The 23,650-nt window shown below is 48.4% G+C and carries 14 protein-coding genes and 1 pseudogene; 2 read left to right on the top strand and 13 right to left on the bottom strand.

Annotated features, from left to right (window positions below; translation table 11 throughout):
* Positions 1–35: 35 nt before the first annotated feature.
* The 6 genes from ACFQ88_RS03060 to ACFQ88_RS03035 all read right to left on the bottom strand — a co-directional run bounded on the left by ACFQ88_RS03060 (position 36) and on the right by ACFQ88_RS03035 (position 8,878).
* Positions 36–1,379 (bottom strand): ABC transporter substrate-binding protein, encoded by a 1,344-nt coding sequence (locus tag ACFQ88_RS03060; protein WP_379451680.1) that lies wholly within the window; start codon positions 1,377–1,379, stop codon positions 36–38.
* A gap of 259 nt (positions 1,380–1,638) precedes the next feature.
* A complete protein-coding gene (locus tag ACFQ88_RS03055; protein ID WP_239634956.1) occupies positions 1,639–3,186 on the bottom strand; it encodes an extracellular solute-binding protein in 1,548 nt (515 codons plus the stop codon).
* A 39-nt stretch (positions 3,187–3,225) separates the two neighbouring features.
* Positions 3,226–4,368: an enolase C-terminal domain-like protein gene (locus tag ACFQ88_RS03050; protein WP_379451678.1), complete on the bottom strand. Its 1,143-nt coding sequence runs from the start codon at positions 4,366–4,368 to the stop codon at positions 3,226–3,228.
* 22 nt (positions 4,369–4,390) lie between these two features.
* The gene (locus ACFQ88_RS03045; protein WP_379451676.1) at positions 4,391–5,272 is read right to left on the bottom strand and encodes a carbohydrate ABC transporter permease; all 882 of its coding nucleotides are present in this window, start codon (positions 5,270–5,272) and stop codon (positions 4,391–4,393) included.
* A 34-nt stretch (positions 5,273–5,306) separates the two neighbouring features.
* Positions 5,307–6,230, bottom strand: a complete 924-nt coding sequence (locus ACFQ88_RS03040) for an ABC transporter permease (protein ID WP_379453554.1) — start codon at positions 6,228–6,230, stop codon at positions 5,307–5,309.
* Positions 6,231–6,538: 308 nt separating this feature from the next.
* The gene (locus tag ACFQ88_RS03035; protein ID WP_379451674.1) at positions 6,539–8,878 is read right to left on the bottom strand and encodes a helix-turn-helix domain-containing protein; all 2,340 of its coding nucleotides are present in this window, start codon (positions 8,876–8,878) and stop codon (positions 6,539–6,541) included.
* A gap of 284 nt (positions 8,879–9,162) precedes the next feature.
* Here ACFQ88_RS03035 and ACFQ88_RS03030 point away from each other — a divergent pair, with 284 nt between their 5' ends.
* A complete protein-coding gene (locus tag ACFQ88_RS03030; protein ID WP_379451672.1) occupies positions 9,163–11,022 on the top strand; it encodes a stalk domain-containing protein in 1,860 nt (619 codons plus the stop codon).
* 72 nt (positions 11,023–11,094) lie between these two features.
* On the opposite strand, the gene ACFQ88_RS03025 is transcribed toward ACFQ88_RS03030, so the two are convergent.
* Entirely contained in the window at positions 11,095–13,182 is a 2,088-nt protein-coding gene (locus ACFQ88_RS03025; protein WP_379451670.1) for an Ig-like domain-containing protein, read from the bottom strand.
* A gap of 358 nt (positions 13,183–13,540) precedes the next feature.
* Entirely contained in the window at positions 13,541–15,193 is a 1,653-nt protein-coding gene (locus ACFQ88_RS03020; RefSeq protein WP_379451668.1) for an ABC transporter substrate-binding protein, read from the bottom strand.
* A 162-nt stretch (positions 15,194–15,355) separates the two neighbouring features.
* On the opposite strand from ACFQ88_RS03020, the gene ACFQ88_RS03015 reads away from it, so the two are divergent.
* Entirely contained in the window at positions 15,356–16,219 is an 864-nt protein-coding gene (locus ACFQ88_RS03015; RefSeq protein WP_239634949.1) for a helix-turn-helix domain-containing protein, read from the top strand.
* 11 nt (positions 16,220–16,230) lie between these two features.
* On the opposite strand, the gene ACFQ88_RS03010 is transcribed toward ACFQ88_RS03015, so the two are convergent.
* From ACFQ88_RS03010 to ACFQ88_RS02990, 5 genes and pseudogenes are all read right to left on the bottom strand, one after another.
* Positions 16,231–17,565 carry a sulfatase family protein gene (locus tag ACFQ88_RS03010; protein ID WP_379451666.1) on the bottom strand — a complete coding sequence of 445 codons (1,335 nt, stop codon included), beginning with the start codon at positions 17,563–17,565 and terminating at the stop codon, positions 16,231–16,233.
* 234 nt (positions 17,566–17,799) lie between these two features.
* A complete protein-coding gene (locus ACFQ88_RS03005; RefSeq protein WP_379451664.1) occupies positions 17,800–17,958 on the bottom strand; it encodes a hypothetical protein in 159 nt (52 codons plus the stop codon).
* Positions 17,959–17,985: 27 nt separating this feature from the next.
* Positions 17,986–18,220 (bottom strand): annotated as a pseudogene (locus ACFQ88_RS03000) (IS1595 family transposase); the annotation flags it as partial.
* Between the two features lie 30 nt (positions 18,221–18,250).
* Complete coding sequence (locus ACFQ88_RS02995) at positions 18,251–18,661, bottom strand: VOC family protein (RefSeq protein WP_379451662.1); 411 nt, start codon at positions 18,659–18,661, stop codon at positions 18,251–18,253.
* A 212-nt stretch (positions 18,662–18,873) separates the two neighbouring features.
* Positions 18,874–23,592, bottom strand: a complete 4,719-nt coding sequence (locus tag ACFQ88_RS02990) for an S-layer homology domain-containing protein (protein WP_379451660.1) — start codon at positions 23,590–23,592, stop codon at positions 18,874–18,876.
* Between the last annotated feature and the right edge of the window lie 58 nt (positions 23,593–23,650).

Here is a 23,650-nt window from a genome sequence, read left to right as displayed (position 1 = left end):
ACAAACCGCCGGGTAACCCGACGGTTTGTTATCCATCATTGACTCTTCTTGGCTTCGACCTGCTTCGCCATTGCTTCTTCCGCTTCGCGAAGCGCAGTATTGATATCGATCTTGTTGATTATAAGCTTGTTGATCGTACCCTCAACGATTTTTTTCAACTCGTTCAGGTTGGCGCCTACAAGTCCTTGGGAACGAGCCGGTGGAACGGCCGCAGGCTTCATCGTTGTAACGGCTGCCATGTTCTTGCCTTTCAGCTTAGGCATCTCGGAGCCCAGAATCTTATCCAAATCTTTGATCGTCCTAACGGACGGCATATTCGCTTTCGACTTCGCTTCCGCGATCTGTCTCTCGTCCGACAGCAAGTATTCAACAACTTTGAAGGTCATATCCGGATTTTGATTCGTCTTCGTGATGTACCAGTAAGCGCTGGAGCCAGTGACCATCCCGGACGTATTAGGCGCTTCCTTGAATGTCGGCATGGTAACCATATCCCAGTTCATCTCATCCGGAAGACCGCTGTACGCGCCGAATTGGGTGACGGTCAATGCAACCTTCTGCGTAGCGCCGAACGCAGCCGCTTCCGTAGTTTGCGAAGTTCCTTCCGCTCTCATATTGTTAGGAATCTCATAGAATCGGGAAATGTTAAGGAACAGCTCCTTCCATTTCTCCGGATTGTACATTTTATCGGCTTTCGGATCGAGATAGGGAACCGACAGCTGATTATCGCGAAGCACGACGCCGTAGAACGAGCTGAACCCGCGATAAATTTCGCCGCCTTCGTTACGTGTCATCTTCTTCGCCAAGTCATATGTATCATCCCAAGTCATGCCGTCCTTAGGGTAAGGCACACCGAATTTATCGAAGATGGATTTGTTGTAAAACATAACCTGCGTTCCGCCATAAGGCATCGGCAGACCGATGAGGCTGCCTTCCGGCGTCGTCGTCTTAATCGCATCCAGCAAGCCCGGCTCGAACCTCCCAAGATCATATCCGTGCTTCTTGGCAAGCGGCGCCATATCCATGTGCAAATTCAGGTTGATCAGGTAGTTATCGACATCCGATAGTACGCCGAACACCAGATCCGGATAGGTTCCTGCAGCGATAAGCTCGGGTATCGTGGTTCCTTGACCGCGCGCAATATAGTTTAATGTAACATTGGGAAACTTCTTCCGAATGTCATCGCCATAGCTTTTGTCGAAGTCCTCCAGGCTCATGCCCAAACCGGAAGCTACCGTCAACGTGACCGGTTTCGTCATATCTACGACGGGCTGTACAGCCGTTTCCTTTGTAGCGCTTTCATTCCCTTTGCTGCTGCATGCCGCCAGCATCGTTACGGCAAGCAAGGCCGACATTACCGGCGCAATCTGTTTCATCCTCATGTTCAAGTCCCCCATTTTGTTTGTAAACCCTTACACTTTTTATCATATCTCCGATTAATTAGGGGTGTCTATGCTGAAAACTCAGTAATATTTGTTGAAAAATAAGATATTCTTGTTCACCTGCCAAAAAAATATCAATTCTGGGATGCGCGAACTGGAGAATTACTTCTCCGGGATTTCAGTAAAGAAAAACAAACCGTATGAACTGCTCCAAGCAGTCAAACAGTTTGCTTTGTTCATCCTAGTCTGCCTGCACCTCTTATTTGGCAGATTTGCGTTTTTGATATTCTGCGTTTATTTCCTCCGTAATTTTTTGATAGTTGGCATCCTTTTTCAGCGTCTCAACGTATTTATCCCATTCCTCCATCGGAATTTTCCCGATAATAACCTGTGTCTTCATATCGGCAATTTTCTTGGTATAATCCGCGCCCATCTTGAGATCCGTCTCTGAGACCAACCCGATCGCCGGATCGCCAACGGATATTTTCGAACGCTCCTCCGCGATTTTCATATTACGCTGGTAAATCTCTTTAGGCATGCCCGCTGCATATTGCCATAGGTCTACGACAGGCGTACTGAACATTTTTCCCCACGAGCCGGTTCCTACGCTATCCGCCACCGCTTTGTCGTTAGCTATCTTCAAGCCGTCGGCTACTGAATAATGGACATCTTTTATTCCGTATAGAGTCAAATCCAGACCTTCGCCGCCGGAGCCATAGTTGATGAAGCTCAATATCGCCTTCATCTTGGCTTCCGGTACGGATTTGGGTATCGCCAATACGCCGTTCATCCCGGAGCCTTGAGAGACGTACTGCTTCCCTCCCGCTTTAGGCGCCAAGGATACCAATGGGGTCCACTCTACCTTCGGATCCTTCTTCCATTGATCCATGGTGTATCGGAACAGCGCTTCCGGCGTTTCCGCAGTAACTCCAGCTCGGCCGCTTGTGGCGAGCTCCCAGTATTGGGTTTCTTTCAGCACCGGGAAGTCTTGAGGGATTAACCCTTCCTGGTACAGCTTGCGCTGGAAGGCAATCGATTCTTTGACCTCCGGCTCGAGGTTCATATTGACGAGCTTGCCGTCTTTCTCTTTCCATCGGCCAACCGTCCCGGTGAACACCTCTTCGATCATTTGCGCGCTGCGCATCGTGAACCCGACGGTATCCTTTTTCCCGTCCGGCGCGTTCTCCTTAAACGCTTTCATCACAGTATACAGCTCATCCATCGTCGTTGGCATCTTCAGTCCGAGCTTATCCAGCCAATCCTTGCGGATTGAGAAGAATCCGCCCCCGTCCAACGGCCTTCCTGCAGGCACGGCGAAGCTTTTACCGTCAATTTTGGTATTGTTCCAAATCTTGGGATCCAGAGCCATGAGGTTAGGATAGTCCTTGACATAAGGCGTCAAATCCCAAAACGCTCCCTGTTTCACCATTTGGCGGAACAGCGGGGTCGTTATACTTGGAATTTTGATTAAATCGGCAATATCCCCTGCTGCCAGCGCCACATTGACCCGGTCCGAATAATCTCCTCCCGGCACCCATTGAACGGTCAGCTTCGTATTGGTTTTCTTCTCGAATTCCTTCAGTACCGGATTTTCCGGAGAAGGCGGCTGGGCGATAGTATAGTCCACCATGATCTTGATTTCCGTTGGCTTGCCGGAGGGGGGTGCAGCCTCCTTCGGAGTCGTTCCCTCACTTGGCGGAGAGCTGGTGGACGATGTGCAGGCGGTTGTAAAGGCAGACAGCAGCATAGCGGAAGAAACGGCCAGTATAGCGGGCTTACGGGACCATCGATGCTCACGAATGTTCATAAGGAATCATCTCTCCTCGAATATTAGTAGGCTGGGAGACTATACACTCCATCCGTTGTCACGGACCTGATTATCGTAGTAGCTTTTGTCGACGTGCAATCCGAAGCCCGGAGCTTGCGGAACGGATATTTTACCGTCACTAATCGAGTAGCCGGACGTATCGATTCCGGGAACCTGAGCTTCATCCCACTCTACGAACAGGAAGCCTTTGATTGCCTGATAGGCGTGGGCTGATGCATAATTGCCATAGAAACCGCCGTAGTTATGCGGTGCCGCCTTGACTCCGCTTCGTGCCAGCCGTTCGGCGAGCTTTAACCAGTTAATAATTCCGTAGTCCTTCAGATCATACTGAATGGCATCGATCAATCCTTGCTCCGCCCACTCCACGATCGGCTTCGCCGCCAAGCCTTCGCCGTCGGTAATGAGCACGTTCAGCTGCTGCTCGGCCATCCATTCCTTCAGATTGCGGTACAACCGGTCATCCTCATGGAATGCTTCCTCAATCCACAGCAGATTGGACTGCGCCGTTTCTTTCAACACATGCTTGGTCAAGTTCAGGTTATATCCATTATTGGCATCGATGGAAATATTGCATGCCGGCCCCACGGCTTCCCGGATACCGTTGACTATGGCGATGTCCCTTCTAGTTCCCTCCATCAAGTCCATATGCATCGCCCCGCGTCCCACTTTAATTTTGAAGCCGCGGAAGCCTTCATTATACCCCTGCATGGCCTCGTCCTGAAGCAGCCGAACCGCTTCGGCATCCGTGGCAAGATGGAGATCATCGAAGTACAAGGAGGTGTCGTAGCAGGGAACCAGCAAAGGAGACGTCGTCTTTGTTCCGCTCAGCAGCTCGTATACCGGCTGGTTTCTTACTTGTCCGAGCCAATCCAGCAGCGGGAACTGAATCGCCTGGAACCGGTCGTCGATCCATTGCTTCTCGGAGAAGATGTCGCCGACTCGGCTGCCGACCAAAGCCGCTGCATTCTCTTTGGATATTCTCGACCAGCCGTAGCCGGTAATGCCGCCTATCGTAATGCTCAGCATTGGGAAGCTGACTTCTTTGCCGTGTACCCCGAGTCTTGCATTGCATCCGGCCAATCGTCTGCGTTCGCCTTTCATCACCACTTGCTCTATTTTTTCAATTCGCCAACTTGCATCCAGTTCGTTAAAGTTTTTCATCGTAACAGCTCCTCATATTGTATTATCCTTTGACGGATCCGAGCATGACGCCTTTCGTAAAATGCTTTTGCAGGAACGGGTACACTATCAGGATGGGAAGCGTAGAGATGACCACAGCAGCCATCTTGATCGTCTGTGTAGGCAGCTGCTTATCGGAAGCCATCTCTACTGCGGACGCCCCTCCCACCGCCGTATCCGAATCGATCAGCATGTTGCGCAATACGATTTGCAGCGGCACCTTGGTAAAATCGTTAATGTACAAGACTGCGCTAAAGAACGTATTCCAGTAAGCCACCGCGTAAAACAATCCGAACGCTGCCAGCGATGCGGCTGATAGCGGAAGAATGATCCGAAAAAAGATCGTAAGCTCGTTACAGCCGTCAATCATGGCCGCTTCCTCCAGCTCGATCGGAATACTGTCGAAGAAGCTTTTCATCAAGATGACATACCAGCCGCTCGTCAGGACCGGAATGATCAGCGACCATACGCTGTTAATGAGCCCCAAATCCCGGACCAGCAAATAAACGGGGATGATACCGGGATTGAACAGGATGGTGAACATGACCATGAACAGCATGATGTTTCTGCCACGCAGTCTTTTGCGGGAAAGACCGAAGGAAAACGCCGATGTGATCATCAGGCTGAGTAAGGTTCCCACCGTGGCCAGAAAGGCGCTGACTCCGGTAGCCCTAATAAAAGCCGAGGTCGAGAGCAAATACTCGTAAGCTCCTGTGCTCCATCGGCTCGGCAGCAGCACAAAGCCGTTCTTATCGGCGAATTCGCCGGGCTCTGTGAAGGAAACGACAAACACATAGTACAAAGGAAATAAGGTAACGAGGGCAACGATAATCAGCAGCACGATATTGGTGATATTAAAAATCCGGTCTCCCAGACTTTCTCTCATGCGATTCATCCTCCTTTACACTCGACGCCCCTCCTTAATAGACGCCTTCTTCGCCAAACCGCTTGGCTGTCCAGTTGGCCCATACGACCAGCACAAGTCCAATGACGGACTTAAACAGCCCGACAGCCGTCGTATAGCTGAACTGCCCCTGCTGGATCCCGTTCCGGTACACATACGTTTCGAACACGTCTGCAACGTTCGCTACTGCTCCGTTAGACATCAAAAACACCTGTTCGAAGCCGACATCCATAATGTGCCCCAGCCGCAAAATCAACAAAATAATGATGACATTCCGTATTCCCGGAAGCGTAATATGCCATATTTGCCTTGCACGGCTCGCCCCGTCGATCTTGGCCGCTTCATACAGCTGGGAGTCGATTCCCGTGATCGCAGCGAGGAAAATGATCGTACCCCACCCGGTATCCTTCCATATGTTCTGCCCGGTAAGAAGTGCCCAGAAATAGTTCTCACTGGTTAAAAAAGCAATCTTGGCGTATCCAATCCGCTCGAGGAGCAGGTTGATGATGCCGTTGGATTGGGACAGAAGCAAAAACGTAATCCCTGCAATAATGACCCAGGACAGAAAATGAGGTAAATACACGATAGATTGTATAGTTCGCTTGAATAACTTGTTGCCTACCTCATTCATGCTTAAGGCTAGCAGGATAGGCAGCGGGAAAAAGAAGACTAAGCTCAGTAGGCTGATCATCATCGTATTGCGGAACAAGACGTAAAAGCTCGGGTTCGTAAAAAATCGGACGAAATGCTCCATTCCGACCCAGGCGCTTTTCCACACTCCCAAATAAGGAGAGTAGTCCTGAAAGGCAATGATAATGCCCCACATCGGATAATACTTAAAAATAAGGAAGTACAGGATTCCGGGTAAAACCAGCAAGTATAAATACTTATCGCGTCTCAGATCGGACCAAAGCATCAGCTTGCTCTTCTTCTTCACCATTGTGTAAGACCTAAGCTTGGTTTCATGTGCCGACATTTGCTTTTTCACCCCGCTTCTATGATGTGCTTAAAATCCAATTCTGCTTGCCGCATGCTCGTTGGCCTTTGACATCTCCCTCCTTCCCGAGACACATGCTCCAATGATGGCAAAGCCGATACGCTCAATGTAAAGCGCTTCCAAGCAAACTGCAATAATAATAAATTTTCGCTATGTCCGCGAAAAATTTCCGGTTATCGTCTTTTTTTTCCGTCTGCAGATCAAGGCAAAAAAATCCTTCCAAACAGCGGTTGGAAGGATTGTATGGTTGGTTATAAAGCTGCGGTATCCCGCTCCCGATGCTTTTCACGGTATTGTCTCGGCGTGATTCCTTCGCTTTTCTTGAACAACCGGATCAGATGGGATGCCTGGTATTGCAGCAACTCCGCCATATCGTTAATTTTCATATCCGTATGCACCAGCAGCTCCTTACATTTTTCTATCCGAAGCCGGATGATGTAATCGATAAAATTCACTCCGTTAATTTGTCTGAATACTTTACTCAGCTTGGACGGGCTCATGTTCAGCTGTTCTGCATACTTATCCAGCGACACGTCGCTCAGAAGCTCGTCTTGAATTTGCATCAGCAGATGGTCCATCAGCTCCCGCATCTGGTTGTCGTAAGCGACGGACAGCGTTTTGATAAAAGGCCGGATCAGCTTAAATTGAAACCATTCCACGATTTGCTCCGCTTCCGTTAAATGCATTAATTCCTCATAAAGATGCGTACCCTCGTATAATGTGTACAGGTTTACGTCATGCCTCAGAATGGTATCGTGAATCGATCCGAGCAGCTTCATCATTCCTTGATGCACCATGAATTCCGTACTGTCGCTGCTTTGCAGCTCCTGCATGAATTTTCGGATGAGCGTTACCGCCTCCTCTTCCAGACCCAAGCTTACCGCGTGCACGATCTCCCTTTCCAAGTCCGTCGGGAAGCGCTTATAATGGGTCGGCTCCACCCGGATTTGATTCATATCCAGCAATTGATTGGACGTATGAAGATCCCGGAAACGCAATGCCTTTCTCGTCTGGTCGAGCACATGGGGCATCTCCGTTATCGAATCGGATATTTTTCCGGTTACGATAGTGACTCGAAGCCGCAGCACGTTGTTCACCGCAGCAATATAATCGTGGGAGAGCTTATTGAGCAAAGCTTTGATCTCGTCATTCGAAAGCTTTGGATCGACTGCAAAAAAGGCTCCAACCGACATATCCTGAAAATGGATGACATGGACTTTGTTCAATTCAACCGGGCATAGCTCCATGAGAATATTCGACGCGGCAAAGGTGATCAGCTGATCGTCCCGATCCGTGCATTTCCCTCCCATTTCCGATAACCCATGCAATTGGGCGGCCATTACGGCAAACTTTTGCCCCTCTACATCCCAATCCAGCTGCTTCAGCTTATCGAATAGCTCTCTGGCCGTATGATTACTCAGGCTATGGTGAAGAAACTGCAGCAAAAAGCTCTCGCGAAGCGCCGGAATCGATTGCTTGACCCGGTTAGAAAGCGTTTTCCATTCTTCCAAGTACTGTTTCCATTGATTCTCAATGAAGGATATTTCATCCTTCCCCTCGTTCTTCCCGTCTTTGGGTACCTCGAACAGATGTTTAATGCGAATAATAGGTGCATACATCGTATTGGATGCAAACCATGACAGCAGCAAGCCGATGGTTAACGCAATCACGCTGATCCACAGGATGAGCATGGATAAATCCGTGACCGGAGCGGTGACCTGGGACAGAGGCGTTGCGGAGACGACGGTCCATTTGCTGCCCAGCTTAGCGATTTTGCCAAACGATACGGAGTAGGTTGTGCCTCCCCATTCGTACTTGAACATGCTTTCCGAAGCATTCTCGGTACTGATTTTCTCTTTTAAAGCCTGCTCCAGACTGAGACGGTCCTGGTTCCTTGCAACAGGGTTGGGAGCGGTTACATAATCTCCATGTTCGTTAAATAAGAAAGAGACCCCTTCACCGGCAACAAGCTTATGTACCATCGTATCCAATGTTTGCTGATTCAAATAAATGATGACGGCGCCAAAGGAACCGTACAATTGTCCTCCGGGCAGCTTAATAATGATCGCTTTATGATTGGAATCCGGGGAGTTGATCTTTCTCAAGCTATAGTTCCAATAAATGGTCTGTTCCTTCTCCAACAAATGGTCCAACAGCTTAATGTCTTCTTCCGAGCGGATGGTTTGGAACCCTATCTCGTCGCTAATCAATTTACCCGAATCTCGTATATACAAATTAACGCTGCTGATAAGTGAATTGGATTCCGTCATCAATGAGAACGATTTCATAATTTCGTTTGTTTTAGAGAAGTCTTGGACAAAATCGAGCTGCTTTAACGTTTCGTCGAAGCTCCCGTCAAATGCCAGCCGAACGACGGAATGCTCCAAATTCGCGAGGTAATCATTCAATTGTTGAATCGACATGTTTAACTGGTTTTGATGAGATCTATTCATTTCGGCTTCGATTCGGCTTGTTCCGAACGTGTACAGCAGCATACCTGCCAAGGCTATCGGGATACTGGTTATCAACAGGACCAAACCTAAGTTTTTCCAAAAGAGAATGCCTCTGCTTTTTACAAAAGGCGTGCTCATCTGTCCACCCCATCCCCTCCGTACTTGCTTCAATTATGACTCGATTCCCGATTTGCGTCAACACGATGTTTATTAATTAACTTATAAGTTAACATGAAATAGTATCCTTTTGTACTCGGAAAGTACTCTTTTGGATAATATAGTTTCTCGGCTTAAGCTGTCATACTTGATTGTGCATTTCAAAAAACACCGTAGATTCGGGAGGATGATGATGTAACGGAAGGATCGGCATGCCACTAGGGCAATTACAAGGAAAAGAGATATCAAGGAGGAAACCACAAACCATGTACATTTTGCGCAAAAACATACGTAATGCTGTGCTGAGCACGGTACTGGCAGGAGCGCTTGCCGCACCCGGACTCGCGGGCGCATTCGGCGAGACTTCGACCGGTGTGCAAATCAAGGAATTCAGCCTGCTGGATACGGCTTCCGATATTGTCGGTGCAGCGGATTTCACGCCGGAGGGCAATAAGGACGGCCACTTCAAGCTAACGCTCAGTCTAGCGCAGAATACGGTAATAAAATCCGTAGTTCTGCGGTCTACGGATGCCTACGGGGATGATAATGATCAAGGAGTATGGAGAACAAACCGCGCTACTACTGGCTGGCTGCTTGGGATGGTGCGGAACAAACCGGTCACAAGCACAAACGGAGCGACCACGTATGAGAACGAAATTATCAATCCAGGTTTTCAAAAAGAGGTAAATGCACCTGTAGGCGAGTTCACCGGAGAGCTTGCATTTGATCTATACGCCAGCAATAACGGGACGATCAAGGAAACGCAATATTATGTGTTGGAAATCGAGACGCCGCAGGGCACGGTTACTTCCAAGCCGATCAAATATAAGCATGGACTGCCAGTGCCGACTCCTACGCCGAAACCTGGATCAGGGCAGCCTACTCCGACTCCTACTCCTAATCCGGGATCAGGGCAGCCCGCTCCGACTCCTACGCCTAATCCAGGATCAGGGCAACCCGCTCCGACTCCTACGCCTAACCCGGGCTCGGGACAACCTGCTCCGACTCCTGCTCCACCGCCGCCTGTACCTGCGGAAGGTCCGATGATTCATGTATTTTTCAAGGGGCAGGAGCTTATGTTTGACGATGCCAAACCGATTCTTAAGGACGGATCGACGCTGGTCCCTTTCCGCAAATTGTTCGAAGCCCTTGGCTTTGCCGTCAAATGGGTCGATACAGGAACGGTTCAGCAAGCGATCGGCACTAAGGATGGCCTCAATATTGAGCTGACCATTAGTAGTACGACTGCAAAAGTAAACGGCAATAATGTCCCGCTGGATATACCAGCCCAGATTATTAATGGAAGCACCTTGGTTCCATTGCGTTTTGTAGCCGAGAATAGCGGATACGAGGTCTCATATTCCAGTAACGGCAGCACGGCGACGATTCAGATTGATGAAGGCGAGGTTGTGTCCGAGCCCGATGATCCGGCTCCAAACCCGACTCCCGAACCGGCTAAAGAGGAAATAGAGCCTTATGTAGTAAAAGGCTATATCCGCGACGCAAAAGGCAATCCTGTGCCCGGAGTTACGGTTTATGCGGATAACACCCTGCTCTACAACAGCAACGTCCTGGGGGTAACCGACGAGTCGGGGCATTACCGGATTGAGCTGCCGCAGGTAGCCACCTCCTGGCGGATGGGAGCCGATCTGGTGAAGTCGTTTAACGGCAAAAACTACAAGTTCCGGCTAACCGCCGATGTCGATCAGCCGCTCGCAGGCAGCGCCGGAGCCGTCAAGGATTTTACATGGACCAAATTCGACGGGCAAATTTATATTTATCCTTACTTGACCTATGATACCTCCTTGCCTGAGTTCCTTATCGGCGATGTAGAGATAACGCTCACCCCTGTGGGTCCATTACTCGACGGCAACAGCGGCAAAACGATAACCAAACGTGTTGGCCCTGTCCTAGGCGGTCTTGGTATCGATGAAATACCGATCGGTAAGTACAAGGCTACGGCCAGATGGCTGCCGGAAGGTCATGCGCCTATTCCGATGCAGATAAGAATCAATTATATCGGAAAATATGCCGAATCGGCGGAGGTCGAATTTTCGGAGCCAAGAAGTGCCTCCACGAACCATTATTTAAGCGAGCTGGAAATCAGAATTCCAGAGAATAAATAGGATCGTAAAAGCAAGACCTTTACCAGGCAATCCGGTAAAGGTCTTTTTTGTCTCCTCAAATCTGCTTATCCGTTATTTCTTGATCATGAGCATTCTGACGATAGCGGAAGCGGCTTCTGCACGCGTAGACAACGTCTGCGGCGCGAATTTACTCTCAGGCAGACCTCCGACAATAATAATACCCGTTTGTTCTGCCGTATTCGCAGCTTTTTTCGCCCAGTCCGGAATATCGGCTTGATCTGTGAAGCCGCTCTGCTGTCCTTCCTCCGTTTCCAAGCCGGAGGCGCGGATCACCATCGAAATCATTTCCGCACGAGTGATTTTCGCATCCGGACGGAACGTACCGTCATCGTATCCGCTAATAATGCCAAGCTGCACTGCTTGAGCCACCGGCTGCTGCGCCCAGTCTCCGATGCTGTTTTTATCCGTGAAGGCAAGCTCGGTCGATGCCGCACCTGGTTGAATTCCATTCATCAGCATAACGGTAAATTCGGCTCGGGTAACATCCCCGTCCGGACGGAACGTTTCATCCGGATAGCCGCTCACGATGCCCTGTGTCATCGCTAACATAATTTCCGTATTCGCCTTATGACCGGATACATCCGTCAAGTTATTCACTACCGTTACTTCGCAGCTGTTGGTGAATCCGCCGTCAGCGGTCCGCACGGTTATAGTCGCCGTACCTTTCGATTTGCCCGTAATGCCGCCGTTGCTGTCCACTTCGGCAACTTGAGGATTGCTGCTGCTCCAGCTCACGCTCTGATTCGTCGCATCAGGAGGAGCAACCATTGCGGTCACCTGTCTGTTCTCGCCCACTCTTAGCGTGACGGCTTCATCGCTGATATAGACGAAAGCTGCGTTAATAGCACCGCCGCCGCCGATATTGCCCACTATGTCCTTTGTAGTTTCATTCAAAGATTCGTTCAATTTCCTTGCAAGCTCCAAGGCTTCCTGCCGTTCAGACACGACTTGCTGAAGGTTAATCAAGTCCATTTCAGCATTTGGGGTAGACTGGATGATGTTCGGGTCATAAATCAGCTTTCCGTTCCCAAGATTAGTCTGAATGATTTTCAAATCCGGCACCTCGATGACTGTCACTAAGCTTACTGCCGTAAATCCCCCGTCCTCGGTCTTTGCAGATATCTTCGCCGAGCCTGCAGCTTTGCCCGTCACATTGCCTTTGGAATCTACTTCGGCAACATCAGGATTATCGCTGCTCCATGCTACATTGCGATTCGTCGCGGAGGAAGGAACCACCGTTGCCGTCAATGCTCCTCGCTCTCCTTTTTTTAAAATCATGGCCGGTTTATCCAGCTTGACACTGTTCACAGCCACTTTACTGAGGTCTGCAACCTTGTGGATATTAAATTTTTGCAGATAAGTGTATTCCGTACCTAAGCTTGCAATAGGGGTATTAAGGTCCAGACGGAACAAATCCGCTTCCTTCAAAGGCACCTTTGTTTTGGCAATAACATTGACATTCCCGGGCTGCAGATTGTCCGGTAAGTTATATTTATCGATGATTGCCGATATCGTGTAAACATAAACCGAGCTCTTATCTTTATTCGTTTGCTTATCTACATAAGTAATCGGACCAATGCGGTTCATTGTATCGTTGACTTCAAACGTCTTTGTGCCGTCAGGACCGTACCGGGTTATTTGATAATAAGACTCCATATTCGAATTATCGTTCCACTTTAACGTTACCGTAGCATCGTCATTCGGTGTAGCCGTGAGATCGGATGGATCCGCCGGCTGTAAGATCTTGTATGGTCCGATCGTTTTCTCGGAATAACTCTTTGCCCCGATGAGAGGCGAATAATAGGCGCTGACTCGAAACTTGGCCGAGATGAGCTGCGGATCGATAGGCAGCCTAAAAAAGTCCATCATGTAACCCTTCGGACTATATGTCGGAAGGTTAATCCACGTTGCGCCGTTATCGGTGGAATATTCGTACTTGACATACTCCACGGATGTCATAAAACCTTTGTCGCTTTCAAATACAGGTATGTACTCGTTACCGGCGATCAAATACGAACCCGCGTCAAAGATGTAGAACCGGGTGATAGAGGCTGCAAGGGCTTGAGATGCCGGCCAAACTACACTTAGCGACAGCAAAAGGGCCATAAAAAGAATAGCGGTCTTTCTAAAGATTCTCACAGAACTTCCCTCCATATGAGATAATTCATTCGGACATACCGACAGCCAATAGCAACCGCACCGTACAGACTTTCCCCACCTTCCTTTTGGCTTACCACACTCCTCCTTCATGAATTCGGCGATATCCGCCGCAGAGCTTCCGCTGCCTCGCCACTATGTAAACCCCGTTGGAGATATCTGATATTGCTGAATTACCGTACCAAAAGAACACGACTCAAGCTTTATCATATTCGTTATTATCCTTAAAGTAATGATTCGTAAGATATAAAAGTCTTATTGGGCAGGCGCAAATTTAGTCGAAGTATGCAAATTTAAAAGCCCAGACGCTTTGTATGCGCCGGGCTTCCTATGTGCTCCGCTATTTTTTCACAGACCTGCTGTCATAAGCCTCCTGATACAATTGAATGTAGCGCTTCACATTCATGCCGTCCAAGGTTTTCAGATAGGCATCCCAATCTTTAGTCAGATCGGCATCTCCCGTTACAAACCTCGCGATCATTTCCATCACGTAATCGCCGATGATTTTCTGCAGGTCCGCAATTTCCGCCGATTGATCGCTGTTGAAAAACAACGGCGGAACCACCTGCTCCTGCTTCTGACGATAGGGCTCATATTTGGACTTGGTTTCGTTATATAACAAAATCTCCTGATTCGGCTTCTCCGGATCCATCGCCTCGCCTAAGCGCAGCGTGTTGGACCGGTAAGATGGGCCTGTTTGCGCCCAATGTATATTTTGAACCTGGCCGAAGCTGGCAAGACGCTTCCATATGGCCGGTTTATTATCGATGCCGAGCTCCGCCTTCTCCGCCCAGCGCCATTCCTGATCCATTCTGCCGAAGACGGAATTTAACGTCATCTCCCGATTGTACATTGCATCGGCCCAGCGGAAGGCAGCAGCCGGATTTTTGGCTTTATTCGTAATGACGAAGGTGCCGCCGGATATCCCCCACGGGTCGCTTGATGCTAGCTGTACCCCTTTCGGCCCTTTCAATGGAGGAACGGCAACGTACTCCAGCCATCTGCCGCTTGAACCGAAAAACTGGGTAAATACCCCCATATTTTGAGCAGGTGCCGCTCCCAATATCGGAACGTCCGGATTTTCTCCGAGCTGTTTCAGCTGCTTGTCGTCCTGCGAGAACGTTTGAGGATCCAGCAGCTTATTAGTGTACAGCTTGTGTAAATATTGCAGCCCCTCTTTCCACTCCGCTTTGTTGAAGGCAACATCGATTTTGCCATTTTGAAGCAGAAGATGATTGGAATTGTTGTAAATAAAAGCGTTCATCAGGAACAGATCAATCTGAGAGCCACCAATGATAGATCCCGCCAGAGGGATTTCATCCGCTTTTCCGTTTCCGTTCGGATCCTTCTCTTTAAACGCTTTCAACACTTCATACAACTCATCCGTCGTCGTCGGAAGCTTAAGACCGAGCTTATCCAGCCAAGGCTTATAAATCCACATCTTGTTAGGAACGGAACAGTGGTAGCACTGATTGACCTGAGGCAAGCTGTAAATATTACCGTCCGGTGCACTGATCAACCCTTTGATGTAGTCGTTCTCCTGGAACATTTTTTTCGTTTCCACACCATACTGGTCGATATACTTGTTGAGCGGGAGAAACACGCCTTGACTTCCGTAAATCAACTGCTGCGCCGGGCTGACGCCGAAGCCCATAATAACGTCGGGATAATCGCCGCTGGCCAGCACCAGATTCAGCTTGTCCTGCGCCGATTTCTCAGGGACAACCTCCCATTCGACCTTAATATTCGTCTTCTCCTCCAGCCATTTGCTGAACCGGTTCGCAGCGAAATCCTCGACAAGCGGGTTCGCTTTTACCATAACCTTGAGTGTGGCGGGTTTCTCGGTAATGGGGAACACTCCGGCATCACTGACCTGCCCCTCCGCCGGTTGATTTTCTTGTGAACTGCCGCCTGGGCTGGACGAGGTACATCCGCTGAGCAGCACGAAGACAGTAACTAGATAGGCATTTACCTTAATCCACTTATTGATCATCTTCCGACCCTCCTGTTTGTATGACACCTCATGTCAAAAACAGATATTGCACATCATCACAAGCTTTTGCCGGATATCCCAATCAGAAAAACAATGATTTGTATTGACAAGGAAATAGCGGATCGTTAGTATGATTTTGACGAGCATGGAGGTAGATGAATCATGTCAAAAAAGAGCAATTCAGCCAATACATTAGATGGATTAGAGGCATTGATGAAGGAAGTGATGGTGCAGCCCTATATATTCCGGATCATGACAAGCTACAATGTTACGCTTAGTATCAATTCGAATTGGATTATTCCGGAACGGGTGCTGGACGATATCCATATGCTGTATGTTGTTTCGGGGGCCGGCGCTTATGTAGTGGAGGACCAGACCATTGAGCTGACCCAAAATCATCTGCTGTTCCTAATGAATGACATCCGGCACCATGCGTTCCGCAAGATGGATTCCTCGTTCAGAATCATCCCGATCCGGTTCAGATACTATGCTCCTAATGAAGAAGTCCTTATAAAATCACAGGTCAAGCCGTTTCATTTTTGCTTTACTCCCCGGAATGCCGTTCATTTTCAGAGCCTGTTTGAATCGATCCATCGTTATCATCAATATCCGCCGTCCTTAGCCAAGGATACGCTTTGCCATGCCGCCATATCCAAAACGCTGGCTGAAATTTATTGCGAATACCATACGTTAGTTAACGGACAGCTTATGCATCCCGGAATTTGGAAGCTCAAGGAGTATTTGAACGACCACCCGACGGAACGATTCACCCTTCAGCAGCTGTCGAAAGTTGCCGGCTTGTCCCCAAGCTATTGCTCCAAAATGTTTCACGAAGCGGTAGGAATGCCTCTAAAGGAATATCAGCTGATGAAAATGATGGAATATGCCGAGTATTTGCTGAAGCATTCCAATCAGTCGGTCAAAGAAATTTCGGGCATTATCGGCTATCCCGACCCCTATTCATTTTCCAAGCAATTCAAAAAGTACAGAGGCTACTCCCCGTCATCCGTGCAAAGCATTAACTAATGTGAACACCATTATTGCAGCAATGGATCACCTGCCGACCTTCTCCAATTCAACAGCTCATGAACCAGCCGCTGCTTTATTTGGTCATAATCCGGCTGATCCGAGAGATCCTTCGTCTCCCAAGGATCCTGAAGCAGGTCAAACAATTGCAGCTTCTCCCCCTTATGTACTCCTTGATCGGGATGATATTGAATGAGCTTCCAGCGGTTATCCTTGATCGTGCGCTGAATGTCCTTATAGGCGGAGCCTACCGTCGTTCTGATCTCCTTGCTATTTCCTGACATATGGGGCAGCAGAGACATCCCTTCTACAGTAGCTGGAATCGGCGTTTTCGTCAGATCGCATAACGTCGGAAAAATATCGATTTGATACGTCAAGCCGGTGACGGCTATCCCCTCTGGGATTCCGCAGCCCTTCATAATAAGCGGGATACGTATGCTATGGTCGTACATGTTTTGTTTGCCCATAAGCCCGTGCTGCCCTACCGCCAGCCCATGATCGGCAGTATAGACGATGATTGTATTGTCCATCAAGCCGCGTTCATGAAGCGTCTGAAGCACTCTTCCTATTCCATCGTCCATGTGGGAGATCATTGCATAATAATCGGCTATATGCCGCTGTACAGCTTCCGGCGTTCTTGGATATGCTTCCAAATCCTCATCACGAATCTTCATTTCTCCATTATCAAAGGGGTGCTCCGGCATAAAATTAGGCGGCAGCGGGATGTCTTCATCCCGGTACATGCTTCGGAATTCTTCAGGAGCAGTCCTTGGGTCGTGCGGCGCAGTGTAGGCTAAATACAGCATAAAAGGATTGTCTTGATCATAAGCTTCCAGGAAGCTTACCGCCGCATCGGTAAATACATCCGTTGAATGTGAATGGCTGTCCAAATAATAAGCGTTCTCCTTGGAGTAGGTGCCGCTAGCGTCGAAATCATGCAACGGCACATGGTAGTGACCACTCATTCCTCCCCAAAATATCCGGCTTCCCCCAGCGAAGCTGCGGTTAAATGAAGCCCGGTCGTTATGCCATTTGCCGACAGCATAGGTATGGTAGCCAACGCTGCGCAGCGTTTCCGGAAGCAGTGCCAGCTGAGGCGCAATAGTATTGCCTTCTACGCATCGGAACACGGATACCCCGCTGTGCACGCAAGCACGTGACGGTACACACACCGCACCATTCCAGCCGCCCATAATATGGGTTCCCGCGAATCGTACCCCGCCTGCAGCCAACGCATCCAAATGAGGAGTATGGACGGTCGAATCGCCGGCGCAATGAATCGCATCATGGCGATGGTCATCAGATATAATAAATAGTACATTCGGTTGCTTCTTTTGTTTGTTCATGGACGTTTACTCCCTCTTTCCCTCGACGGTTGCGGATTTCTTAACCCCATACTAAACAATAACCGGTTATCAGCCAATGTCAGAAACAGTGAATGCATGTCATTATGCTTGAAGGTTTTTTATCATGGCTATGTTTCCTGTTGTTTTTTACCCCAAAAGAAAACCGCCCTTTGAAAAGGCGGTTAATTTAACTATCGTTCTCCGTTTCTTCAACGAATTCCGAAGCATTGTTCCTTAATTTTTCTCTAATATAACAAGTGAATATACCATTGGCAGCGATCCACCACCTGCACTCTGAGATACAACCTTCCATCCCTCTTGAAGAAGTTGATTTAACTCACTTAAGTTATTCTTTTTATCGGAATAATAATAAACTACGATTGCCTTTTGCATGATACACCTCCCGAACAATCATACGTATTATTCCATTAACCTGCCCATTAGTTCGGCTAGAAGAAGCCGCCGTTTGTCGAAGTTTATTGTTTGTCTCGATTTCAGTAAACAGCCACGAGGCGGCCAACATATTATTTTTATTCGACGTTGTGTTCTCATATTCCTTGCTGTCCAGATAACGGAACCAAGCCAAATAATGTTGCAGATACTTCGTTGCAACGCCGTGAAAGCGGTCCTTCCATTTTTTAAGCCGGCTATGGTAAATAAGCAGACCGCTTCCGGCCTGCCAAACTTAAGATTCTCTAATTCCTAACACCTCCAAATAATGCCGGTTGTACATAATGCCCAAGATGTTCCCGAACGGGTCGACTACAGACGCAGTGACGAATCCAACGCCGCGCTCTGTCGGCGCCTCATATGGCTTGGCTCCCAAGGACAGCAGCCTCTCGTACGTTGCTGCCAAGTCGTCAACGTGCCAATAGACAACGGCACCCCCCGGGCTTGCGGCTGAACCGGCTGGAGCGTATCGGCTATCGATCAGGCCCAGCTCGTGCTGGTAATCACCGATGCGGAACTCGGCATATCCCGGACGTTCGAAGTACGGCTCGATGCCTAATAGCTCGGCGTACCATTTTTTTGCCGCCGCATGATCCTCCGCCCAAAAGCTGATTGTGGAAAGCCCTCGTAATGTGTTTGTACTCATCGTTCATTTCCCTCCTGGAATGATGGTTTTTTTCGATAAATAACGTCTTTTTAATTTGTTTCTTGTCGTTTCTATTGTCATTGTATATGGAGAATACTGACAGCTGCATGTCAGTGATTCAGCAGCGCGAATTATTTTTCTCATTACTATATTTAGACAAAAAAAGTACCTCTCCTCGCTCACAGCGAAAAGAAGTACTTCTCCCTAGCCCTTTAATTCATCATTTCAGCAAATTGCAGAAAGCGTTTGATCATAACAGCCGCTTCTGCACGGGTTGCGTTGGCTGTCGGAACGAAGGTGCGATCCGTCATGCCGTTAATAATGCCTGCATTTACGGATTTGGCAACCGATTCCTTAGCCCAGCTGCTGATAGCTTGCTGGTCATTGAATTTGTCCAATGCTTTGGCATCAGCTGCTGCGGTTTTGTTCGCAAGCTTCATAGCCCTTGTTACCATGACGGCCATCTGCTCGCGGGTAATGTTGGCTCCAGGCTGGAACGTGCCGTCCTCGAAGCCGTCAACCAAGCCTGCTTTGGCAGCCGCTCCGACTACACCGGCATACCAATCCGCTGCTTTCACATCGGAGAATTTGGCAGCGCTGCTGTCGGAAAGACCCAATCCGCGGACGAGGATTGCTGCAAATTCAGCACGGGTAATCCGATTGTCCGGCGTGAAGCTCGTATCGGTCATTCCTTTAACCACAAGCTTCGATGCCAGAAGCTCTACATCGGCCTTGGACCAATGGCTGCTCAGGTCCGCAAAGGTTTTGTTCGATTCAACGACCGTGTAAATACTGTTGCCGGGACGCTTAATCGATACTTGTGTCGAGCTGCCTGTTCCTGTAAAGAGAGCCGGTACAAAGCTGAACTCTCCTGTGGAAGGATTGTACAGTACTGCTGTTGCATTCTTTGAATCTATCGCTTTGCCGATATTCATCGTTCTTGTAACGTAGTTGAGGCCAAAATCAGTTACATCGGCCGATTTGCCGTTACCTTCTATCGTAACCCGAAAATCTGTAGCACCGGCGAGCAGCGTCAATCCGGCTTGTTTTGCTGTTGAGGTAATGGTTCCAAGCGTGCTGTCGGCAACTTTGCCCATCGTAATGGTAATTTTCAGATCCTTCATTTCGACGCCAAGCGATTTGGCAAGTGCAGCGAAATCAATCGCTTTGATTGGCAAATCATAGGTTACATCGCCATATTTTACGGAAACGCTCAAAGCAGGAAGCTTTGCCAAAGCATCAGCTAACTGCTGTGCAGGCAGCTGGAATGCGGCTGTTGCGGCATCTCCGCTCTTGGCTTCGATAATGATTTTTTGATTGGATGCGCTATTGCTTGTCAAAGCTTCGATAGCTTTGGAAATCGCCGCTGCATCCAATGTTACTTTTGCTATATTCCTGCCGTCGCTCCCCTTCTCAATGACGGGCTCAACATTCAGGAATTGTGCACCGTCATTCGCCGGTTGAACGGTTGGCGTCGTTACTGCAGCACCGCCGCCTCCGCCGCCGCTTCTATTGCGGCCCGGTTGATTTGGTGTAGCGGATACTTCACTCGAGATAACACTCTCACCCTTAGCATTGACAGCAGTCACAACGTAGTAGTATTTCACGCCATTCGTCAAGCCGGTGTTCGTGTACACATTCGTTGTTACATTGGAGGCAATCGCCGTATAGGCTCCGCCTGAAGTCGTGCTGCGCTTCACATTGTAATAGGTCGCACCGGTTACAGTGTTCCACGACAATGTGATTTGTCCGTTCCCAGGAGTTGCTGCAAGCCCTGATGGCGCTAAAATGTCTGGATCCGTGCCAGGGTTTGTTCCTGGGTCTGTGCCTGGGTTCGTCCCAGGATCTGTTCCCGGGTTCGTCCCTGGATCTGTACCTGGGTTTGTCCCTGGGTCTGTGCCCGGGTTCGTCCCTGGATCTGTTCCCGGATTCGTCCCTGGGTCTGTGCCTGATCCTGCCAATGTAGTTGCATTGACCGTCAATTCACCATAAGGAGAATAGACAGAGCCGTATACAGACTGGCTTACCGCTCTAACCTTGAAGGTGTAATCGGTCTTTGGAGTAAGATTGGTAACCGAGTAGCTATACACGTCGGAAGTCACGGTTGTTAATTTGGTATTGCCGTTATACAAGTCGTAACCTGCAACCGGCATATTTGTAGTAGCTCCGGCCCAGTTAAGTCCAATGCTTGTATCCGTTTTTTCCGTTGCTTGTAAAGACGAATTTCCTGTAAAGGCAATAGGTCCGAAAGCTTTCACTTCGTTGACGTTAATATCGCCGTCGACTTCATCCACCGTCAATTTGATGAAACGTGCGTTGACAGGTGCGCCAAGTTTGATGCTCTCGGCAATTTGGGTGATGCTTGGATTGCCATACTTGCCTTGAGCTACTCGGTCATCGGTAAGGATTTTGATCCACTTGCTGCTTTCCGGATTCGTAAATGCCTCAGCATCCGTAGCATAATAGAACGAAACTTTTTTCAGTTTATTCTGGAAGCTGTAGTATTCCAGTACATTGACCGGAGATACAGCTCCAATATCAACCATCATCCAGGAGGTAGTGGAGCCTTTGATCGCAACCCAACGTGAGCTTTCCTCGTTGTCCAGAGCCTTTTGCGCTCCATAGCTGCTCGTATCGTCGTTCCATACTCTCGGGTACTGAACCTCTTTATTGAACAACAGGTTATCGGAAGGGAATTGTTGCCCCGTAGTAGTAACCTGCACTTCGGCAGCTGCTGTAGAAGGTGCGCCTCTTCGTATGGAGTACACTTTCACTTTATATGATGTGCCGGGAGACAGATCCTTGATCGTATAGCTGGTGTTCGTGCTGTATTTATCCGCTATGACTCTCTCAAGTGCGTCGGTAACCAGCGAAACCCGGTAGCTTTCGGCGTCTGCAACGGGTTCCCAATTGACTGTGATTGATTTATCCGTTATGCCGGATGCCGTAGCCGATGCAGGTGGATTCGGAATGATAGGATCTCCGGTAGTTTGAAGTGGCTTGACTTCACTTTTTGGAGATTTCATCCATTTGCGCGAATAAGTATCGGTTGTTACGGTCGCCACTGACAAATTATACGTTGCTCCTGGATCCAAATTCGTCAGTCTATACGTATTCGACGCTGATTCCGCCAAAGGATTACTATTATCGTATATAATGAATTTATCGGCAGGTACTTGATCCCAAGAAAGCGTTGCTTCTGAACCGCCGTTGTAAGTTAATTTTACATTTTGCGGAGTTAGTGGCGCATTGTACACTTCCAGCTCCGTCAAACGTGGCGGCCCTGTCATAGTGAAGGTAGGATTACTTCCGCTATTGGTACTGTTAGACCCGGCACCATTTTCAAAATAAAACTTAACATACCGGGAAGTATAGGTCTTCCCAAGATCGATTAAGTACTCTTTGTCAGCCGAATCATTTCCGCTGTTGTTGTCTGGGTTAAAATAAATATTTTCATTTTCCTTTATTGGTGTAAATGAAATGCCTGGTATCTCTGCCTCTGTGTGATCATTCACATCATCGGACAACGATACATTTACATACTTTAATCTTTCTGTTTTTGCAAACAACTTAATTTGATTAAAGCTCATAGGCTTGCCCAGATCGATAACAACATTTCCCTTTTTCGAGCTATCGGTACCGATCCAGCTCAAATCGCCCAGAGAGGAGAAATTGTTCTGAGGCACATTCAAATTCGTATATTTAACGGGATCCTTTTGTACGCCGTCAGTAAGCCTTTCCGCCTTTGCGTTAGCTAATTGGAATAAATTGGCTTTTTGTGTATCACCAACATTATAAGCCTTCTTGTTGTAGGCAAGATTCACAGGCGAAGCCACTGCAGATGATTTATACAGCGTCATATCGGCAAGATAAATTTTGGCGTCCTTGACATTAGGGTTCGACTTGTCCGCTTTACGGTAAATCCCCCATTTCGGACGGTTCAGCATCTTTTCGACGGCAGAATATGGTCCTTCAAACGTCTGGTTGTTATATTTGATCTCGGGACGTCTCCACATATCAAGAATCCGGTCCGGATCATTGTATTCTCTCAGCACTTCCCCGGTTAAAGCGTCCTTCATGACCATGGTAACCCAACCGGATTCGGAATTAAGGATTTTCACCGTAATATCGAGCCATCTGTCCTTAACGGAATCGAGAGGAATCGAAGACAATACTTCTTGACCCGCATCCGTACCGATATCGGCATAACGGAATTCAAGATTTTGTTTGGCGGACGAAGAGATCGTAAACGTCAGAATCGGATTCCCGTCCTCAGAGCTTTTGAAGTTCGGATAGTTGACGGAATCATGCGGAGGCAGCTCATTGCCGACTTCTCCGTAAGAATTATAAGCCTTGTATTGGAAAATATGAAAAAATCCGTCCGGCTTCGTAATTTCCTTATCGATTTTCAGCTTCCAGTTGAACGCAGTAATTTCATTTTCCAAGCCAATCCAATTTGTGCTTTCTTCGGCCGGTCTAATCTCGATTCTTTGCCTGTCGTCGTTCCCGCCTTCAAATTTGCCTGTGGCAGCGTTGTAGGACGTACCATGCAAATAGCAGGTGTAGCAGTCGTTACCGTTAACTTCTACTTTAAACACGTTCTTGCCTAATGCAGAGTCGTACATGTTCGCGACATGTCTTTCGACTTCAGCCCCTAGGATTTGTCTTGCCGTCTTAGTAGCGCCTTCCACCGGATTGTCTGTGCCGAACGCTTGGCCAAACACATCATAAGGCGATCTGTCCTGCTGTGCGTTGATAGTAACCGAGTTACCGCTTCCATAATTTTTGATAAAATCCTCATCCACTATCGGTGCAGATGAACCGGATGGTGCCGCCGATACGACAGGAATATTCATAAGACCCGTACTCGAAACGAAGAATAACGTTAATACAACTGACGTCGCTTTTTTTACACGTTTCAGCAGACTCAATGCAGATGGCTCCTTTCAGTTTAAGCTTGTGCTAGTCCATTTGTTATAGCGACATAGA

Source organism: Paenibacillus sp. NPDC056579, assembly GCF_042793215.1.
Taxonomy (GTDB): domain Bacteria; phylum Bacillota; class Bacilli; order Paenibacillales; family NBRC-103111; genus Paenibacillus_S.
Note: the sequence above shows the minus strand (reverse complement) of the source record. Positions and strands in the feature narration are given on the sequence as shown.